Origin of the sequence: Glutamicibacter sp. AOP12-B1-11, assembly GCF_052379245.1 — a bacterium.
Lineage (GTDB): Bacteria > Actinomycetota > Actinomycetes > Actinomycetales > Micrococcaceae > Glutamicibacter.
Map to the genome: position 1 here is coordinate 14836 of NZ_JBQSYL010000005.1, position 17318 is coordinate 32153.

Here is a 17318-nt window from a genome sequence, read left to right on the forward strand (position 1 = left end):
ACCACAAAATCCCGGGTGAGCGCATCTTCACACCGACCCGGGATCTTGCCGCTGGTTCTTGACGGCGGTTAGCGCGAAAGCCACTCATTGACCTGAGCGGCCTGCATGTTCAGCGCCTTGCCCAGGTACGGCTCCGCAGCGGAGGCAAGCTTGCCGCCGATGAACGGAATCGACGAGGAAACCTTCGCATCGATAGCGAATTCGCTCTGCTCACCGGCTGGGCTCAACGATTCGGTGCCGGAGACCGACACCGGGACGCCTGCCACGTTGATCTTCACCGAAGCCGAACGATTGCCTGCTGCATCCGGTGCGCTCCACTGCTCGACCTGCGTGACATCAATGGAAGCGCCCACGAATTTACGGGCGAAGTCCGGCACGCGGTCGGTGGGCAGCGCGCGGACGGTGGTCAGCGTGAAGGCGCTATTGGTGTCGCCCTCAACGGTGAAACTCGTCAACGTGCCCTTGGCGAGCGAGGTCAGATGCTCGGCGAAACCGCGATCGGCCAAGGTCGCGATGACCTTGTCTGCAGGGTGCGCGATCTGCGTGCTTGCGTTCAATGCCATGAATACGAATCCCGTTCTTGAAAGGTTCGGCGGTCGTGCAGAACAATCTTGTGTTCCGTGCCGGTTCTGGTCGTTATTAACCCTATCGGTTCCCTCAGGTTAGGTAGGCTAGGAAGGCCGCATAAAACAACATATTGGCATTGCGCCGACCGCGGAAACATTTTGCGGTCGTTGTTTGTGGTGCGCTACCGGATATTTTGCCTTCAGGAGAGGAACTTTAAGCAACATGAGCCTGAGCGGACTTCATGATTTCCTGCGCGAGGAACCGTCATTTAGGCGAATCCAGCAAGGCGCCTCGTTGGCCTTCAACGCCCGCAGCGAAGAGCTGGAGATCGCCGCCCCGCCGGGGATGCGCGCGATTCTCGGCGCCCACGTCGCCGAGGGGCTCTTCTCCGGGCAAGAGCAGTCGATCATGCTGATCGTGACCGCCACCGGGCGTGAGGCCGAGGATGTTTCGGCCTCCCTGACCGCATACATGCCCGCAGAGCAGATTGCGGAGTTCCCTTCCTGGGAGACCCTGCCCCATGAGCGGCTCTCCCCGCGCAGCGATACCGTGGGCCGTCGCCTGGAAGTCCTGCGTCGGCTGCACGACGGAGACCCGACGCTGAAGGTCATCATCGCGCCGATTCGCGCGGTGCTCCAGCCGCTGGTCTCCGGATTGGGGCAGCTGCGCCCGGTGGAGCTCGAGCTCGACGCGGAGCCGGGCTTCGAAAGCGTCATCAGGGATCTGGCCGCGGCGGCCTATGCCCGGGTGGACATGGTCACTCATCGCGGCGAATTTGCCGTCCGCGGCGGCATCATCGACGTCTTCCCGCCAACTCTCGAGCATCCGGTGCGCATCGACTTCTTCGGCGAGCAGATCGATTCGATGCGCTACTTCTCGATCGCCGATCAGCGTTCCTTGGAAGGCGAGGCTCCAGCCAAGATCGTGGCCACTCCCTGCCGCGAAATGCTCATTACCCCGCAGGTGATGAGCCGGGCCGCCAACCTCAAGGCGAACTTCCCCGCGGCGACGGAAATGCTGACCAAAATTGCCGGCGGCATAGCGGTGGAAGGCATGGAATCCCTGGCGCCGCTGCTGGTGGATGAGATGGTGCCGTTGCTCTCGCTGCTTCCGGCCTCGTCCATCGCACTGGTGATGGAACCCGAGCGAGTCCGCTCCCGCGCCCACGACCTGAACGCGACCAACGCTGAATTCCTCGCCGCGGCGTGGGCCTCGGCCTCCGACGGCGCGGCGGCGCCATTGGATCTGAGCACCGCGGAATCCGGACGCAAGCTCGCCTCCGGAGACTTCGCCTCGCTGGCCGAAACCGTTGAGCATGCCAAGGACGCCAAGGTCTCTTGGTGGTCGCTGACCTCGCTGGGTGCGGATGAAGATCTTGGCCTAGGCGCGGCGACCATCCGAGTCGAGGCCCGCGAGCCACGCGGCTACCAAGGCGACATCGAAGCGATGATGGAATTCCTCTCCGGCCGGGTCAAGGACGGGTGGCGCTTGGTGGTGGCCACCGAAGGCCCGGGCCCGGCGGCGCGGCTGTCTGAACTTTTCCAGGAATACCAGATCCCGGCGCACCGTGTCCCGGAGCTCAGCGAGCTGCCCACGGCGGGACTCATCGAAATCACGCAGGCCACCGCGGGGCGCGGCTTCGTTTTTGACGAGCTGAAATTCGGGTTGCTGACCGAGGCCGACCTGTTGGGGCGTTCGAGCGCCTATGGCAGCCGCAAGACGCGCAAGCTCAGTGCCAAGCGCAAGCGCAATGCGGTGGATCCGCTGTCCCTGCAAACCGGCGACTACATCGTGCACGAGCAGCACGGCATCGGCAAATTCGTGGAATTGGTGGCACGCAAGGTGTCCGGCTCCTCGAAGGATGCCAAACGCGAATACCTCGTGGTGGAATACTCCGCTTCGAAGCGCGGGGCACCGGGGGACCGGCTCTTCGTTCCGATGGAGCAGCTGGACCTGGTCACCCGCTATGTGGGAGGCGAAGCGCCAAGCCTGTCCAAGATGGGCGGCTCGGACTGGGCCAGCACCAAGTCAAAGGCCCGCAAGGCGGTCAAGGAGATCGCCGGGGACCTGATCAAGCTGTACTCGGCGCGGATGGCCAGCCGCGGCCACTCCTTCGGCCCGGACACCCCGTGGCAGAACGAGCTCGAAGAGGCCTTCGCCTATATCGAGACCCCGGATCAGCTCACCGCCATCAACGAGGTCAAGCAGGACATGGAGCGCGAGATCCCCATGGACCGGCTGATCTCCGGTGACGTGGGCTTCGGCAAGACCGAGATCGCGGTCCGTGCCGCGTTCAAGGCGGTCCAGGATTCCAAGCAAGTGGCCATCTTGGTGCCAACCACGCTGCTTGCCTCCCAGCACCACCAGACCTTCACCGAACGCTATTCGGGATTCCCGCTGCGAGTGAAGTCGCTTTCCCGTTTCCAGACGGCCAAGGAATCCAAGGAAATCCTTGCCGGGCTCAAGGACGGCTCGATCGATATCGTGATCGGCACCCACCGGCTACTGTCCAAGACGGTCCAGTTCAAGAACCTCGGGTTGGTGGTCATCGACGAGGAACAGCGCTTCGGTGTGGAACACAAGGAAGAGCTGAAGAAGATGCGCACCAACGTGGATGTGCTGGCGATGAGCGCCACGCCAATCCCGCGCACCTTGGAAATGAGCCTGACCGGCATCCGCGAGACCTCGACGCTGGCCACGCCTCCGGAGGAGCGCCATCCGGTGCTGACCTTCGTCGGACCGCGCAGCGATAAGCAGATCTCCGCCGCGATCCGCCGAGAGCTGATGCGCGACGGCCAGGTGTTCTTCGTGCACAACCGGGTCTCCTCCATCGACCGGGTCGCCGCGGAGCTGCGCGAACTGGTTCCCGAGGCGCGCGTCGAGGTGGCGCACGGCAAGATGAGCGAATCGCGGCTGGAACGAATCATCCAGGACTTCTGGGAGAAGAAGTTCGATGTGCTGGTCTCCACCACCATCATCGAAACCGGCCTGGACATCTCGAACGCCAACACGCTGATCGTGGACCGGGCGAACAACTACGGGCTCTCCCAGCTTCACCAGCTTCGCGGGCGTGTGGGACGTGCCCGCGAGCGCGCCTACGCCTACTTCCTCTGGGATGTGGAGAAGCCGCTCGGCGAGGTGGCGCTGGAGCGGCTGAAGGCTGTGGCAGCGCATAACGAGCTCGGCTCGGGCTACCAGTTGGCGATGAAGGATCTTGAATTGCGCGGAGCGGGCAACTTGCTTGGCGGGGAGCAGTCCGGACATATCGCCGGGGTCGGCTTCGACCTCTACCTGCGCCTGGTCGGCGAGGCGGTAGCCGACTTCAAGGGCGAAGGCGAAGAAGAAGCCACCGAAATGAAAATTGATCTTCCGGTCAATGCGCACCTGCCCCACGAATACGTGCCGGGTGAACGGCTGCGTTTGGAGGCCTACCGCAATATCGCCGGAGCCGAAACCGCCGAAGCGCTCGCCGAGGTCCGCGAGGAGCTCGAGGACCGTTATGGCAAGCTGCCGCAGCCGGTAGAGAACCTGATGCGTGTCGCGGCGCTGCGCGTGAGGGCACGCGCGGTGGGGCTGCGTGACATCCAGCAGATCGGGAACCACATCAAGGTGTCACCGGCGAAGATCGGAGACCTTCCGGCCTCGCGTCAGGTCCGTTTGGAACGCCTCTACCCAGGGGCCGCGAACAAGCCCGCCTTGAACGCAATCTTCATCCCGAAGCCGCGGACGTCGCCGGTGGGCGGCAAGGACCTTGCCGACGAGGCGATCCTTGAATGGGCCGAGCGCATGCTCTATGGAATCTTCGAGCCGACGCCGGCGGCACCAGCGGCGGCCGAAGCGAAAAAGTAGGCCTCGAGCAAATCGATGGCCGGGATTCCAGAACTGGATTCTGGGATCCCGGCCATCGGTCAGCTGGTGCGCAATTCGGCCGCGTAGGCGTGCACCGGCCGGGCATAGAGTTCCAGGCTCGGAGCCAATGCCTGCAAGGCGACCTGAAGGGCCGCGGAGCCTTCACCGGCATCATGCAAGGCCAAGGCGAGAAACGCTTGGGCATCACGGTGCAAGGAAGAATCCGGGCCGACCATACGGAGCAATTCGATGGCTTCCCGGACCTCTCCCAAATTGCGCAGGGTGCTGGCCAGCTGGATTCGCGCTTCGCTCAGTTTCTGCTCGCTCAATCTCCCGGCAATCGCCGCGCGGTAGGGGCCGACGGCCAGGGCCTCCTCGCCCAGATAATCGTGCAGCGAGGCTCGTTCAAAAAGGGCCTCAGCATCATCGGCTGGCTTTTGCGCCAGTAGTTGCGCCAGCTCATTGCGCAGGGCATCTGGATTTTTAGTCCCTGCGGTGTTCCAGAATAATTCGATACGTTCTTGCCAGCTGCCGGTCATGGCTTGAGACTAGTCTGGCAATCCAAGCCCAAGCAAGCAGCCTTGGCCGGACGGGGCGCGAAAAAGGGGGAGGCCCGAAGACCTCCCCCTAGCTCAAGCTTTACTTACTTGGCGGTGCTAGCTGCGGCAGCCACGGCGATGGAGTCCGAGCGGCCCATCAGGTGCATCGGAATTGCGAAGGCGCCGAACGACAGCACGAAGCATGCGATGGTCGGCCACCAAGCGGTCTCCAAGGTCCAGTAGGACAAGGCGTAGATGCCGGCCGAGAACAGCACCAGGAAGATCACGGTATTAACGATGTTGCCAACGAGGCGACCTTCACCAGAGTGGGCGGTGTTCTTGCCGTTCGAGTACACTTTTTCTCCTTGAGGAAACGAATGGGTGCGGTGCCCTAGTAGCTGGACCCGCTTTGCTCTCCCTCTAGGATAGCAACTCCGGAGCTGGAACCGAGACGTGTTGCGCCGGCGGCAATCATGGCCCGGGCGGTTTCCACGCTGCGCACGCCGCCCGAAGCCTTGACCCCTAGATCGGGGCCCACGGTTTTGCGCATCAAGGCGACATCTTCCACGGTGGCTCCACCGGTGGAGAAACCGGTGGAAGTCTTCACGAAATCGGCTCCCGCGGCCTTGGCGGCCTCGCAAGCCAGAACCTTGGCCTCTTCGGTAAGCAGGCAGGTTTCGATGATGACCTTCAAGATAGCGCCACCTTCGTGGGCTGCCTGGGCAATGGCGAAGATCTCGTTAACCAGCGCGTCGCCATCGCCACGCAGCGCCGCGGACACGTCGATCACCATGTCGATCTCGTTGGCGCCGTCGGCGACCGCGGTGCGGGTTTCAAAGACCTTGGTATCGGTGGTGGAGGTGCCCAGCGGGAAGCCAATCACCGAACAGGTCAAGACGTTGGAGCCGGACAGCTCGCGGGAGACCGTGGAAACCCACAGCGGGTTCACGCAGACGGACTTGAACTCATACTGCTTGGCTTCTTCGCAGATCGTCACGATCTGTTCGCGCGAAGCGTTCGGTGCCAGCAGGGTGTGGTCGATATAGCCGGCAATTTCGCGGGCGCTCAGTTCACTCATCATGATCCTCTGTTCGTTCTCTTACATAGTTTTTGAGCAGGTCCTGTACGAAGAAATTATTCGTTCAGGAACGCTTCGAGTTCGCGCTTTATGGCTAGGCACTGCTCGGTGGCACGCGCCCGGGCGGCAGGCACGCCGGCCAAGTCATCTGCGCGTTCCACGGTTTCGAGGTAGCACTTGAGCTTGGGTTCGGTGCCCGAGGGGCGGACTATGACGCGTGCCCCGGTAAAGGTGTGCAGCACCATTGCATTGGTGGCCGGCAGCTTTTCGGTGCCGCGGGACAGGTCGGTGACCTCGGTGACCGCCGCTCCGGCTAGTTCTGCCGGGGCGTTGGTGCGGATCTTGTCCATCAATACCGGAATCTGCGACAGGTCGGTGAAGCGCAGGGAAAGCTGGTCGGTGACATGCACGCCGTGCTTGGCCGCCAGCTCGTCCAGGCGGCCCTGGATGCTGTTGCCGCTGGCCTTGAGCTCCGCCGCCAGGTCGGCGAGTACCAACGCCGCGGACATTCCGTCCTTGTCGCGCACGAGCCCCGGGGCCACGCAGTAGCCCAGTGCTTCTTCGTAGCCGAAGCCGAGGTTCTCCACCCGCGAGATCCACTTGAAACCGGTGAGGGTTTCCTCGTGTTCGCGCCCGCTGTCCTTGGCAATCGCCGCGAGCATGCGCGAGGAGACGATGGAATTGGCCAGCTTCTGTTCCGCCGGGAGGCTGCGTGAAAGCTGATCTCCGAGCAGCCAGCCCACTTCGTCGCCGCGTAGCATGCGCCACGCGGTGCCGTCATGGATGGCGCCGGCGCAACGATCCGCGTCGGGGTCATTGGCGATAACCAGATCTGCGCCGACCTTGCGCGCCAGGGCCAGGGATAAATCGATGGCCCCCGGCTCTTCGGGATTGGGGAACTTCACCGTCGGGAAGTCCGGATCCGGGTGTTCCTGCTCGGGGACCATATGCACATCGGTGAACCCCGCGTTGCGCAAGGCTTGGCGCATGGTGTGGCCGCCGACGCCGTGCATGGCGCTGACCACTACCTTCAGCTGCTTGCGGTGCAGCGCGCGGGCTTCATCCGCCGCGTCAATCACCTTGCCGATCGAATCCAGGTAGGCCGCCTCGACATCTCCGTCCTGGCCGGCACCCGGAAGCACCGTCCACCCGGAGGGCAGACGCTCAATCTGCGCCACCGGCTGGTTCGGGTCGATGAGCTCCGCGATCTGCTCATCGATGGGGGAGACGATCTGCGCGCCGCGGCCCACCTCGTCGGCCACCCTGCCGCCGACATAAACCTTGTAGCCGTTATCTCGGGGCGGGTTGTGGCTCGCGGTGACCATGACTCCGGCCTCGGCGGAGAAGGTGCGCACCGCCCAGGCCAGCACCGGGGTGGGCAGTGCCGAAGGCATGAGCAAGACCTCGAAGCCGGCGGCGGTGAAAACCGCCGCCGAATCCACGGCGAACACCTCGGAGTTGTAGCGCGCGTCGAAACCGATCACTACCTTGGGCGCATAGGCGCCCGCGGCCCGTTCGCTGAGGAACCGGGCGATCCCGGCGGCGGTGCGCATGACCACGACGCGGTTCATCCGCATCGGGCCGGCGCCAAGTTCGGCACGCAACCCTGCGGTTCCGAATTCGAGCACGCCAGAAAAGCGCTCGGCAAGATCGTCCATGGCGATCGCATCCCCGGATTCGACCCGGGCGATCAGCTGCTGGAGTTCTTCGGCGGTAGCCGCATCCGGGTCCTGCGCTGCCCAATGGGCCGCCCGCGCCAGGAGCTGGATTTTCTCGGTGTGGTTCATCGTTTTCCTAGCCTCGAAAAGTGAAGTTGATTCTCGCCTAGAGCCGGGCGATGATCTGCGCCAGAAGTTTCGAGATGCGCGGGCCGGCAGCCTGGCCGGCTTCGATGACCTCTTCGTGACTCAATGGAATCGGGCTGATGCCGGCGGCCAGGTTGGTCACCAGCGAGATGCCGAAGATTTCCATTCCCGCATGGCGGGCGGCGATGGCTTCCAGCGCGGTGGACATGCCCACCAGATCGGCGCCGATGGTTTTGGCGTACCGCACCTCGGCCGGGGTCTCGTAGTGCGGGCCGGTGAACTGAGCGTATACGCCTTCGTCCAGGGTCGGGTCGACCTCACGGGCCACCTCGCGCAGGCGCGAGGAGTAGAGGTCCGTCAGATCCACGAAGGTGGCCCCTTCCAATGGGGACGTGGCGGTGAGGTTGAGGTGATCCGAGATCAGCACCGGGGTGCCCGGAGTCCATGCTGGATTCAGCCCGCCGCAGCCATTGGTCAGCACCACCTGGGTGCAGCCGGCGGCGGCTGCGGTGCGGATGGGGTGCACTACCGAACGGACTCCGCGTCCCTCGTAATAGTGGGTACGCGCGCCAAGGACCAGCACGCGCTTGCCGGTTTCGGTCAGGATCGAGGAAATGCTGCCACGGTGGCCGGGTACGGCCGGGGCATGGAACCCGGGGATGTTGGCGGCATCCAGGGTGTGGGTGGTCTCGCCGATCAGTTCGGCGGCCTGGCCCCAACCGGAGCCTAGGACAAGAGCAATGTCGTGCTTTTCGACGTTAGTCTGCTCGGCAATTACCTGGGCGGCCTGTGCCGCCAACGCCTGTGGGTCGTTTTGCATATCATTCACTTGAAATACGCTACCGGTAGGTAGCCCCTTTGTCAGGTGGCAACCGTGGCAACAGGGCGAAATTCACTGGATCGTGATGTGCGCAAATCCGGTGCATGGTGAACAATGGGAAAGGTGAGCGCAGATCGTAGGAATAAAGCAACCCGTTTAGTAATCCTTGGTGGCGGACCAGGTGGCTATGAAGCTGCCATGGGAGCCGCCCAGCTAGGTGCCAATGTCACCGTCGTAGAGCGTGCCGGGATGGGTGGTTCGGCGGTCCTCACGGACGTCGTGCCGTCCAAAACCCTCATCGCTACCGCTGACGCGGTACGTCGGGTGCAGCACGCAGAAACCTTCGGTGTCCACATCGAGGGCATCAACGATGCGCAGACCGACTTCTCGGTGGTCAACCACCGTTTGCTGGCCCTGGCGAAGGAGCAGTCCGGGGATATCCGCACCGGTCTGGAGCGCGCCGGGGTGCGTATCGTGATCGGCGAAGGCCGCCTGGTGGACCGCAAGACGGTGGCGGTAAGCCACCCGGACGGTTCCGAGCAGTCGATCGAAGCCGACGCCATATTGCTTGCCGTCGGCGCCCATCCGCGCGAACTTCCTACCGCCAAGCCAGATGGCGAGCGCATCTTCAACTGGACCCAGATTTATAACATGAATGAGGTGCCAGAGCACCTGATCGTTGTCGGCTCCGGTGTCACCGGTGCCGAGTTCGCTTCCGCCTATAATTTGCTTGGCGCCAAGGTGAGCTTGGTCTCCTCGCGTGACCGTGTGCTTCCGGGCGAGGACGCGGACGCCGCGGCCGTGCTTGAGGACGCCTTCAAGGAAAACGGCGTCAATGTCGTTTCCCAGGCTCGCGCCGAAGGGGTGGAGCGCAAGGGGGACAAGGTGTTCGTCACCTTGGCCGATGGCCGAGTGCTCGAAGGCAGCCATTGCCTGGTTGCGGTCGGCGGCATCCCGAATACCGAAGGCCTCGGTCTGGAGGAAGCCGGCGTTCAGCTCAGCGATTCGGGCCACATCAAGGTGGATGGCGTTTCGCGCACCACCGTCACCAACGTCTACGCGGCTGGCGACTGCACCGGTGTCTTCGCGCTGGCTTCGGTGGCCGCGATGCAGGGCCGCATCGCGGTTGCTCACCTGCTTGGCGACTCGGTGAAGCCGATCGATCTGGATTTGGTCTCCTCGAACGTCTTCACCTCCCCGGAAATCGCCACCGTCGGTGTCTCGCAGCGTGCGGTCGCCGAGGGCAAGTACCAAGCGAACATCATCAAGATTGATCTGAACACGAACGCTCGGGCAAAAATGATGAACGTCGAACAGGGCTTCGTGAAGATCGTTGCGCGCAAGGGCTCGGGCACCGTTATCGGTGGCGTCGTCGTCGCACCGCGGGCCAGTGAATTGATCTTCTCCTTGGCGCTTGCGGTGCAGAACAACCTGCACGTGGATGATGTAGCCGAAACCTTCTCGGTCTACCCATCGCTCTCCGGCTCGTTGGCCGAAGCCGCCCGCCGCTTGCACCGTCATATCTAGGTCTCTTGCCGCATAAGCCGGGCGTTCCTGAGCAGCAATCGGGAATGCCCGGCTTTTTCGCGCTGTCAGGGCCGTGGGAAGCCAGCGCCAGGTGGTGCGCAAGGCCACTGCCGCAGATTGGCGCAGAAGTATATTTTCGTGGGGCACTTCATAGTCCGCTCGTCTTTTGATATAAGGCATGCGCTGCGTTCGATTGCCGCGTCTCACTATTCGGGAGCACATTTCGCGCAAGTCAGGGGCGGATAAGTGGCCAGGCGGGTGCTGAATAAAAAATGTGTCCAAATATTGGACACAAATATCCACATACTGGTCGTTTCGGCTTACCATTGTGAAGTCATAAACGAGCCTTTACTCGCACTTCAGAAGGAGCCGCCGCCATGTCGCAGGCTAACCAGACAGTAGCGCCAAAGGAAAACACCCGTGGGCGCGTGCTGTTCGCCAGCATGATTGGCACCACGGTCGAGTTCTTCGACTTCTATGCCTACGCCACCGCGTCGGTATTGGTTTTCCCAACGCTGTTCTTCCCCAACGCCACGGCGATCAACGCCATCCTGTCCTCTTTCGCCATTTTTGGTGTCGCATTCATCGCGCGCCCGCTCGGTTCGATCGTCTTCGGCCACTACGGCGACAAGCTAGGACGCAAGGGAACTCTGGTTGCCTCGTTGCTGCTGATGGGTATTGCGACCTTCCTGATGGGCTTCCTACCCGCCGCGCAAGGCCACTGGACGGTGCTTGCGCCCACTGCGCTGGTGATCCTGCGCTTCGCACAGGGCCTGGCCTTGGGCGGCGAGTGGTCCGGTGCCGCATTGCTTGCCACCGAAAACGCTCCGAAGAACAAGCGCGCCATCTACGGAACCTTCCCGCAGCTCGGCGCACCGGTTGGCTTCATCCTGGCTAACCTGATGTTCGTGGTCCTGCAGACCACGCTGACCGCCGAGCAGTTCTTGGCCTGGGGCTGGCGCGTTCCGTTCTACTTCTCCGCGGTGATGGTCATCATTGGCCTGTGGGTGCGCCTGAAGCTCGTGGAATCGTTGTCCTTCCAGAAGGTGCTCAACGAGAAGAAAGTGGTGAAGTCCCCATTCTCGGTGACCATGAAGAACCACTGGCGACCAACCTTGGCCGGTACCTTCATCATGCTTGCCACCTATGTGCTCTTCTACCTGATGACCTCGTTCACGCTGACCTACGGCACCACCGCGGCAACGATTGAACAGGGACAGGCCGCCGCCGATGCCGCAGGAAAGACCTTTAGCGCCGAAGGGTTCGTCCCGGGTCTGGGTATCGAACGCCCAACCTTCTTGACCATGCTCATCATCGGCGTCGTCTTCTTCGGTATCTTCACCGTGGTCTCCGGGCCGCTGGCCGAGAAGTTCGGCCGCCGCAAGTTCCTGATCTGGGTTACCAGCGGAATCTTGGTCTTCGGCTTGGCCTGGACCCTGTTCTTCGGTCCGGGGCAGGGCGCGGCGATGGCCGGTCTGGTCATCGGTTTCACGCTCATGGGCCTGACCTTCGGTCCGATGGCTTCTTTCCTGCCTGAGCTGTTCCCTTCAAACGTGCGCTACACCGGTTCGGCAGTTGCCTACAACATGTCTTCGGTGATCGGTGCGGCTCCGGCTTCGTTCGTGGCCATCGCATTGTGGAGCGCCGGCAAGGGCAACACGATGGGCGTCGGAATCTACCTGGCCATCGCCGCGGTGCTGACGCTCTTTGCGCTCTTCCTGACCCGCGAGACCAAGGACGTGGACATGGAGGAATTCGTCGAGTAGCCTCGGTCGCCGAATGTTTTCGAAGGTGCGCAGGGAATTCCGCCAGGAAATTCCCTGCGCACCTTCTTTTGCTTTTGGCGGTTCAAAACGGCTGAGCTTGTCGTAGAGTCGGAATGGAAAGAGACGAGCTAGTGCTCATGGTGAGCCTGCTGACGTGGCAGGCATCCGAGATAGGGAAAGCCCATGAAGATTGCTATTGCAGGTGGAACCGGAACTATCGGCCGTCACGTGGTGGCCGCGGTTGAAATGGCCGGTCACCAGCCGCTGATCCTGACCCGAAAAACGGGCATGGACCTGCTGACCGGCCGCGGCCTGGCCCAAGCCCTGGCAGGGGTGGGCGCGGTTATCGACGTTACGAGCACCACAAGCATGCGCACCAGCACGGCGGTGGAATTCTTCACAAAGGTCACCGAAAACCTGCTGGCCGCCGGTCGGGCGGTGGGCAGCGCCAATCATGTGGCCCTGTCGATCATTGGCGCTTTGGCGGTGGACGCCCAATATTATGCGGGCAAGGCAGCTCAGGAGCGTTTGCTGATGGCGCAGCCCGGCGGATATACCCTGCTGCGCACCTCCCAATTCCACGAGTTCGCCGGTCAAATGCAAGGCCGTTTGGGCCTTGGCCCGGCGCAATTTGCTCCGGCTATGCGTTCGCAGCCGATCGCGGCGGCCGAGGTCGCCGCCGAATTGGTGAAGCTTGCGGTGGCCCAGCCGCAAGGCGTGGTGGCAGATCTCGCCGGTCCGCGCGAAGAGCGGATGGTGGATCTGGTTCGCGCCTATCTCAAACACGCCACCGGAAGGGCCAAGCGCGTGATGGAAATACCCATTCCCGGGCCAATGGGCCGTGCCATGCGCGATGGCACATTGCTGCCCGGAACCGGCGCGCGGCTGGGCTCCCAGACCTTTGCCGATTGGCTGCAGGAACAGCAAAGGCAGTAAGAGCCCGTTTGCGGTTTCGCGGAGCCGGCAAGCAGCCGGGAATGCAGGGAAGCAACGCAGGAAGGCCAGCAAGAGGTATCAGTGCACCCTGGCGCGGACGTTCTCGCGCAGGGCCATGGTTTCCATCTGCTCGATCACGAGCTTGATGGCCTCGGGCTGCTGGTCTGGCGGGTAGCCGTTGATCACCAGCAGCCGTTTGACTTGGGAACGCAATTTGGCGCGTACATCTTCGCGTACGGTCCAATCGGTTTTCGCATCCCTTTTCATCATGGCGACGAGCTGGCGGGCGATCTCGGCAAGGATTCCCGGACCTTGCAGATCGACCGCGGACTCATTCTGGCTGATGGCATCGTAGAACGCCAGTTCCTTGTAGTCCAACGGCGGCTCGAAGCGTTCGCCACGGCTGGCCTCATCGGTGATTTCGTCGGCCATCTCCAGCAGCTCTGCGATGATTTCCGCGCTGGTGAGTTGCTGATTCGTGTATTTGCGCATCAGTTCGGTGATGCGCTGCGAAAAGGCGCGCTGGCGAATCATGTTGTGCGCGGTGACGTTGATGGATTCCTCGGCTACCAATTTACGCAGTGCCTCGATGGCCAGATGCTGGTTCTTGGCCTTCTTCGCCTTCGCAACAAATTCCGGGGTGAGCTGGCCTAAGCTGGGCTTGGGCATCCCGGCGGCTTCGTAGATGTCTAAGACCTCACCGGTGACATCGGTGGACCGGGCAATGAGGTTCCCCAGCAGCGTCTGGATCTCGCTTGGAATCGGGCGTCCGTTGGCGCGGCGCTCCTGCGCATCGAATTTCGCCATCCAGACACGTACTTCCTCGAAGAACTGCACATCTGCGCGCAGCTCATCCACCGCGCCGGAGGCGGAGCACAGCGACCAGGCGCGCGCCAAGGCCGAGGATGCGATGCGATAGGTTGCCCCGAGGCTGGCTTCGCCTTCGGCTGGCTGATTGCCTGGAGTCAGCGGATCGCGCAGGTAGTTCACCGTGCTGTGCACCGCGCCGAGCCAGGAACGGGCCGAAGGCCCGCTGCGCAGCAACCGCCAGTCGATACCGGCGAGCATCTTTTCGATCTGGGCGATCAGCTGCTTGGTGAGGACCGCCAGTTCCTCGACGTTGCGGCCCACGGGTTTGCGTTTCTGGTCAGTGGAGGAGTATTCCTGCAAAGCCGCCGCCAGATTATCGGCCAACGGGGCGAAGGCCACCAGCAACCCGTCTTGTTTGCCGCGGAAGGTGCGGTTCACGCGGGCCAGGGTCTGCATAAGCAGGGCGCCCTTGAGCGGGCGGTCCAGGTACAGGGTATGCAAGGCCGGGGCATCAAAGCCGGTGAGCATCATGTCCTTGACGATGACCAATTCCAGTTCGTCCTCGGGGTTCTTCACCCGGGCCTTGACGATATTGTTCAGCGAGTCGCGGCGGACATGCGTGGACACCGGCGGCACATCCGTGGCATCCCCGGAATAAACCACCTTGATTTTGCCGGCGGTCAACTCATCGCTATGCCAGTCCGGGCGCAGCCTGATGACCGCGGCGTAGAGGTTTGCGCAGATTTCCCGGGTTCCGCCAACGATCATGGCCTTGCCATAGGTGGGTTTTCCCTCCGGCTCGGCGATGAACCCGGACATGGTTGCCCGACGCTCCTCCCAGTGATCCACGATTTCCTTGGCGAGCATCTCGATGCGCTCCGGGGCTCCGTAGACCGCATTGACCACGGCCACCGATTGCTCGATCTTGACTCGTTCGGTGTCGTCCAGACCGACGGTGGCCTCATCCGCCGCATTGTCGATGTCCTCTTCGCTCAATTCCTCCGAGCGCTGCACCTTGATCAGCCGCGGCTCGAAGTACACCGGAACGGTAGCCCCGTCGTCCACGGCCCGGGACAGGTCGTAGATGTCGATGTAGTCGCCGAACACGTCGCGGGTGTTGCGGTCTTCAAAGGAAATCGGGGTGCCGGTGAAGGCAATGAGCGTGGCACCGGGCAGCGCATCGCGCAGGTGGCGGGCATAACCATCCAGATCGTCGTAGTGGCTGCGGTGGGCCTCATCCACCATGACGATGATGTTCTTGCGGTCCGACAGCAATGGATGGCTTTGGCCGGTTTCGCGTTCGCGCTTGGTCTTGCCGAATTTCTGCAAGGTGGTGAAATAGATGCCCCCGGTCACCCGATTGGACAGTTCTGCGCGCAGGTCGCTGCGCCGTTGGATCTGCATGGGAGTGTCCGGGAGCAGCAGCGAGCGCTCGAACCCGGCGAAGAGCTGGCCGTCCAATTCGTTCCGGTCGGTGATCACCACGATGGTCGGATTCTTCAGCTGAGCGTGCCGCATCACCCGGTTGGCGTAGAGCTCCATTTCCATGGACTTGCCCGAGCCCTGGGTATGCCAGACCACCCCGGCCTTGCCGGTGGACTTCACCGCTGTGATGGTCGAGCCTACGGCCTTGGCCACGGCAAAGTACTGGTGCGGCTTGGCGATGCGCTTTTGCAGCTCCTCGCCGCCGTCGAAGGCGGTGTACCAGAAGAGCAGCTGGAGGAAGCGGGACGGATTGTAAAGCCCGGACAGGGCAGTTTCCAGTGGCAGCGGCGCTTCACCGCTAAGGTCATGGCCGGTTTCCACCGGCACCCCGTCATCATCGACCTTCCATGGAGAAAAATGGTTCAGCGGGGTAAATGGGGTGCCGTACCGTGCATCCAGTCCGTCGGAGGCGAGCGTGAACACGCAGAAGCGGAAAGCCAACGGGAACTCGCGCAGATAGGTTTGCAGCTGGGCGTGGGCAGTGGCCACGGTGGCGGAGACCGCACCGGCCTTCTTCAGCTCGACGATGCTCACGGGCATGCCGTTGCAGTAGAGCACTACGTCGAAGCGGCGCTCGTATTCGCCCTGCACGAGGCGGACCTGGTTGACGGCCAACCAATGGTTGTCCGTTTCCTCCATGCCCATCAGGCGCAGGGTCGGGTTTTGTTCGGTCCCGTCCGTATCGTAGTAGGACAGCCGATAGCCTTCGGTGAACATCCGGTGGACCCGGTAGTTCTCCGCAATGGCATCTTGGGATTTGGGAGCGATGATTTCAGCCAAGGCTTGCTGCAGATATTGGTCCGGCACTCCAGGATTCAACCGACGCAAGGCGGCGAGCAGGCGCGGCTTGATCAGCAGTTCATCCCAGGAGTCGCGCTCGCCGGTGCCAGGGGCAATGTACTTGCCGTGTTTGGGTTCCCAGCCTTCTTCGCCGAGCCGTTCGAGAGTGATACCTTCCCAGACATCCTCGTTGTTCATCGAATTCATGAGGGATCCTTTCCTAGGACTGCTGATCTAGCTGATGGGCATCTTCGAGTTCTGATTCGAGCTCTTCGATGGTTGGAAGTCCTGTGGCGAGCTCCGCCGGCAGGGAGTCCTTGATTTCGGTGGCCCACTCGGCGACGCCGATGGGGGATTTGAACCCACGCAACGCGTATTCGGCCACGACTTCGTTTTTCGTCTTGCACAAGAGCAGTCCGATGGTGGGTTCATCGTCTGGCTGGGCGAGAAGGTCGTCTACCGCGCTCATGTACATGCCCAATTGCCCGAGGTGGCCCGGTTCGAATTTGGTGACTTTCAATTCGATGACGACGAAGCGGCGGAGCTTGAAGTTGTAGAAAAGCAGGTCCGGGAAGAACTCGTCTCCGGCGATATTCAGTCTCATTTGCCGGCCGACAAAGGCGAATCCACGGCCAAGTTCGAGCAGGAAATGCTCGACATGCTTGATGAGCTGGTTCTCGAGGTCCCGCTCGTTGCGTTGGTTGCCCAGCGACAGAAAATCAAAGATATATGGGTCTTTGATGGACTCTTGGGCCAGAGTGGCAGCCGATTCGGGAAGCCTGTCGTGGAAATTGGTTACTGCTTTACCGGAACGTTCATGCAGGTGAGTCGCGATCTCGTGGACGAGGGAGTTACGGGACCAGCCCTCTTCGATAGCTCGCGATGCATACCAGAGCCGAGCCTCGGAATTATCAAGCTTCTCTAGCAAAGCGATGTGGTGGTACCAAGGTAATGTTGCAAGCGGCGCTTGCAACATTACTGAGCCCGGCCATGCCTCGGCTAGCGATTTCATGTACCGGAGATTTCGCGGAGAGTACCCTCGCGCGTCAGGAAACCGTTCCTTCAAGTCAGAAGATAAGCGCGTCACTACACGTGCGCCCCAGCCTTCCTCGGTTTCTCGGGCGAGGAGCTCGGCGCCAATTCCCCAGTAGGTGTGGATTAATCCCTGATTTACGGCGGAAATAGTACGAGCTTGACCAGTCTCGATACGCGTGGAGACAGCCGTCAGGAGGTCGATGTACCATTGCGGAACGGAGGATCGTGCTGGGGCATTCGAGAACCCGATTTTACTCAGTCTGCTGGAATCCCTGGGCTGAGATTCATGCATGATAGAACTCCGTTCAACAAGTTGGGGCG

At 62.1% G+C, this 17318-nt stretch carries 12 protein-coding genes; 4 read left to right on the plus strand and 8 right to left on the minus strand.

Translation table 11 applies throughout. The features are described from left to right. Positions 1-68: 68 nt before the first annotated feature. Positions 69-563, minus strand: a complete 495-nt coding sequence (locus ACT3UQ_RS03960) for a DUF2505 domain-containing protein (RefSeq protein ID WP_096287575.1) — start codon at positions 561-563, stop codon at positions 69-71. Between the two features lie 226 nt (positions 564-789). Between ACT3UQ_RS03960 and mfd the strand changes: the two genes are divergently transcribed. After that, positions 790-4416 (plus strand): transcription-repair coupling factor, encoded by a 3627-nt coding sequence (gene mfd / locus ACT3UQ_RS03965; RefSeq protein WP_105553838.1) that lies wholly within the window; start codon positions 790-792, stop codon positions 4414-4416. A 59-nt stretch (positions 4417-4475) separates the two neighbouring features. Here mfd and ACT3UQ_RS03970 read toward each other — a convergent pair whose 3' ends face one another. The 5 genes from ACT3UQ_RS03970 to ACT3UQ_RS03990 form a co-directional block, all read right to left on the minus strand. Beyond that, positions 4476-4955, minus strand: coding sequence for a tetratricopeptide repeat protein (locus ACT3UQ_RS03970; RefSeq protein WP_258133601.1), 480 nt, complete (start codon positions 4953-4955; stop codon positions 4476-4478). Positions 4956-5059: 104 nt separating this feature from the next. Then, entirely contained in the window at positions 5060-5311 is a 252-nt protein-coding gene (locus tag ACT3UQ_RS03975) for a hypothetical protein (RefSeq protein ID WP_105569860.1), read from the minus strand. Positions 5312-5346: 35 nt separating this feature from the next. After that, positions 5347-6033 (minus strand): deoxyribose-phosphate aldolase, encoded by a 687-nt coding sequence (gene deoC / locus ACT3UQ_RS03980; RefSeq protein ID WP_181148502.1) that lies wholly within the window; start codon positions 6031-6033, stop codon positions 5347-5349. Between the two features lie 56 nt (positions 6034-6089). Next, positions 6090-7820 (minus strand): phospho-sugar mutase, encoded by a 1731-nt coding sequence (locus tag ACT3UQ_RS03985; RefSeq protein ID WP_444636511.1) that lies wholly within the window; start codon positions 7818-7820, stop codon positions 6090-6092. Positions 7821-7857: 37 nt separating this feature from the next. Then, positions 7858-8658: a purine-nucleoside phosphorylase gene (locus ACT3UQ_RS03990; protein ID WP_105569863.1), complete on the minus strand. Its 801-nt coding sequence runs from the start codon at positions 8656-8658 to the stop codon at positions 7858-7860. A 114-nt stretch (positions 8659-8772) separates the two neighbouring features. On the opposite strand from ACT3UQ_RS03990, the gene ACT3UQ_RS03995 reads away from it, so the two are divergent. From ACT3UQ_RS03995 to ACT3UQ_RS04005, 3 genes are all read left to right on the plus strand, one after another. After that, on the plus strand, positions 8773-10185 hold the full coding sequence (locus ACT3UQ_RS03995; RefSeq protein WP_105649481.1) for an NAD(P)H-quinone dehydrogenase: 1413 nt from the start codon (positions 8773-8775) through the stop codon (positions 10183-10185). A 377-nt stretch (positions 10186-10562) separates the two neighbouring features. Further along, the gene (locus ACT3UQ_RS04000; protein ID WP_105569865.1) at positions 10563-11951 is read left to right on the plus strand and encodes an MFS transporter; all 1389 of its coding nucleotides are present in this window, start codon (positions 10563-10565) and stop codon (positions 11949-11951) included. Between the two features lie 183 nt (positions 11952-12134). Then, entirely contained in the window at positions 12135-12887 is a 753-nt protein-coding gene (locus ACT3UQ_RS04005) for an SDR family oxidoreductase (RefSeq protein ID WP_105649480.1), read from the plus strand. A gap of 78 nt (positions 12888-12965) precedes the next feature. Here the strand turns inward: ACT3UQ_RS04005 and ACT3UQ_RS04010 are convergent, their stop codons facing one another. Continuing rightward, positions 12966-16160: a type I restriction endonuclease subunit R gene (locus ACT3UQ_RS04010; RefSeq protein WP_219844261.1), complete on the minus strand. Its 3195-nt coding sequence runs from the start codon at positions 16158-16160 to the stop codon at positions 12966-12968. Between the two features lie 22 nt (positions 16161-16182). Continuing rightward, positions 16183-17289 carry a PDDEXK nuclease domain-containing protein gene (locus ACT3UQ_RS04015; protein WP_105569868.1) on the minus strand — a complete coding sequence of 369 codons (1107 nt, stop codon included), beginning with the start codon at positions 17287-17289 and terminating at the stop codon, positions 16183-16185. Between the last annotated feature and the right edge of the window lie 29 nt (positions 17290-17318).

Bases quoted from the DNA above. Each gene is read 5' to 3' on its own strand.
- ACT3UQ_RS03960 (WP_096287575.1), bottom strand. From the start codon at position 563: ATGGCATTGAACGCAAGCACGCAGATCGCGCACCCTGCAGACAAGGTC.
- mfd (WP_105553838.1), top strand. From the start codon at position 790: ATGAGCCTGAGCGGACTTCATGATTTCCTGCGCGAGGAACCGTCATTT.
- ACT3UQ_RS03970 (WP_258133601.1), bottom strand. From the start codon at position 4,955: ATGACCGGCAGCTGGCAAGAACGTATCGAATTATTCTGGAACACCGCA.
- deoC (WP_181148502.1), bottom strand. From the start codon at position 6,033: ATGAGTGAACTGAGCGCCCGCGAAATTGCCGGCTATATCGACCACACC.
- ACT3UQ_RS03985 (WP_444636511.1), bottom strand. From the start codon at position 7,820: ATGAACCACACCGAGAAAATCCAGCTCCTGGCGCGGGCGGCCCATTGG.
- ACT3UQ_RS03990 (WP_105569863.1), bottom strand. From the start codon at position 8,658: ATGCAAAACGACCCACAGGCGTTGGCGGCACAGGCCGCCCAGGTAATT.
- ACT3UQ_RS03995 (WP_105649481.1), top strand. From the start codon at position 8,773: ATGGGAAAGGTGAGCGCAGATCGTAGGAATAAAGCAACCCGTTTAGTA.
- ACT3UQ_RS04000 (WP_105569865.1), top strand. From the start codon at position 10,563: ATGTCGCAGGCTAACCAGACAGTAGCGCCAAAGGAAAACACCCGTGGG.
- ACT3UQ_RS04005 (WP_105649480.1), top strand. From the start codon at position 12,135: ATGAAGATTGCTATTGCAGGTGGAACCGGAACTATCGGCCGTCACGTG.
- ACT3UQ_RS04010 (WP_219844261.1), bottom strand. From the start codon at position 16,160: ATGAACAACGAGGATGTCTGGGAAGGTATCACTCTCGAACGGCTCGGC.
- ACT3UQ_RS04015 (WP_105569868.1), bottom strand. From the start codon at position 17,289: ATGCATGAATCTCAGCCCAGGGATTCCAGCAGACTGAGTAAAATCGGG.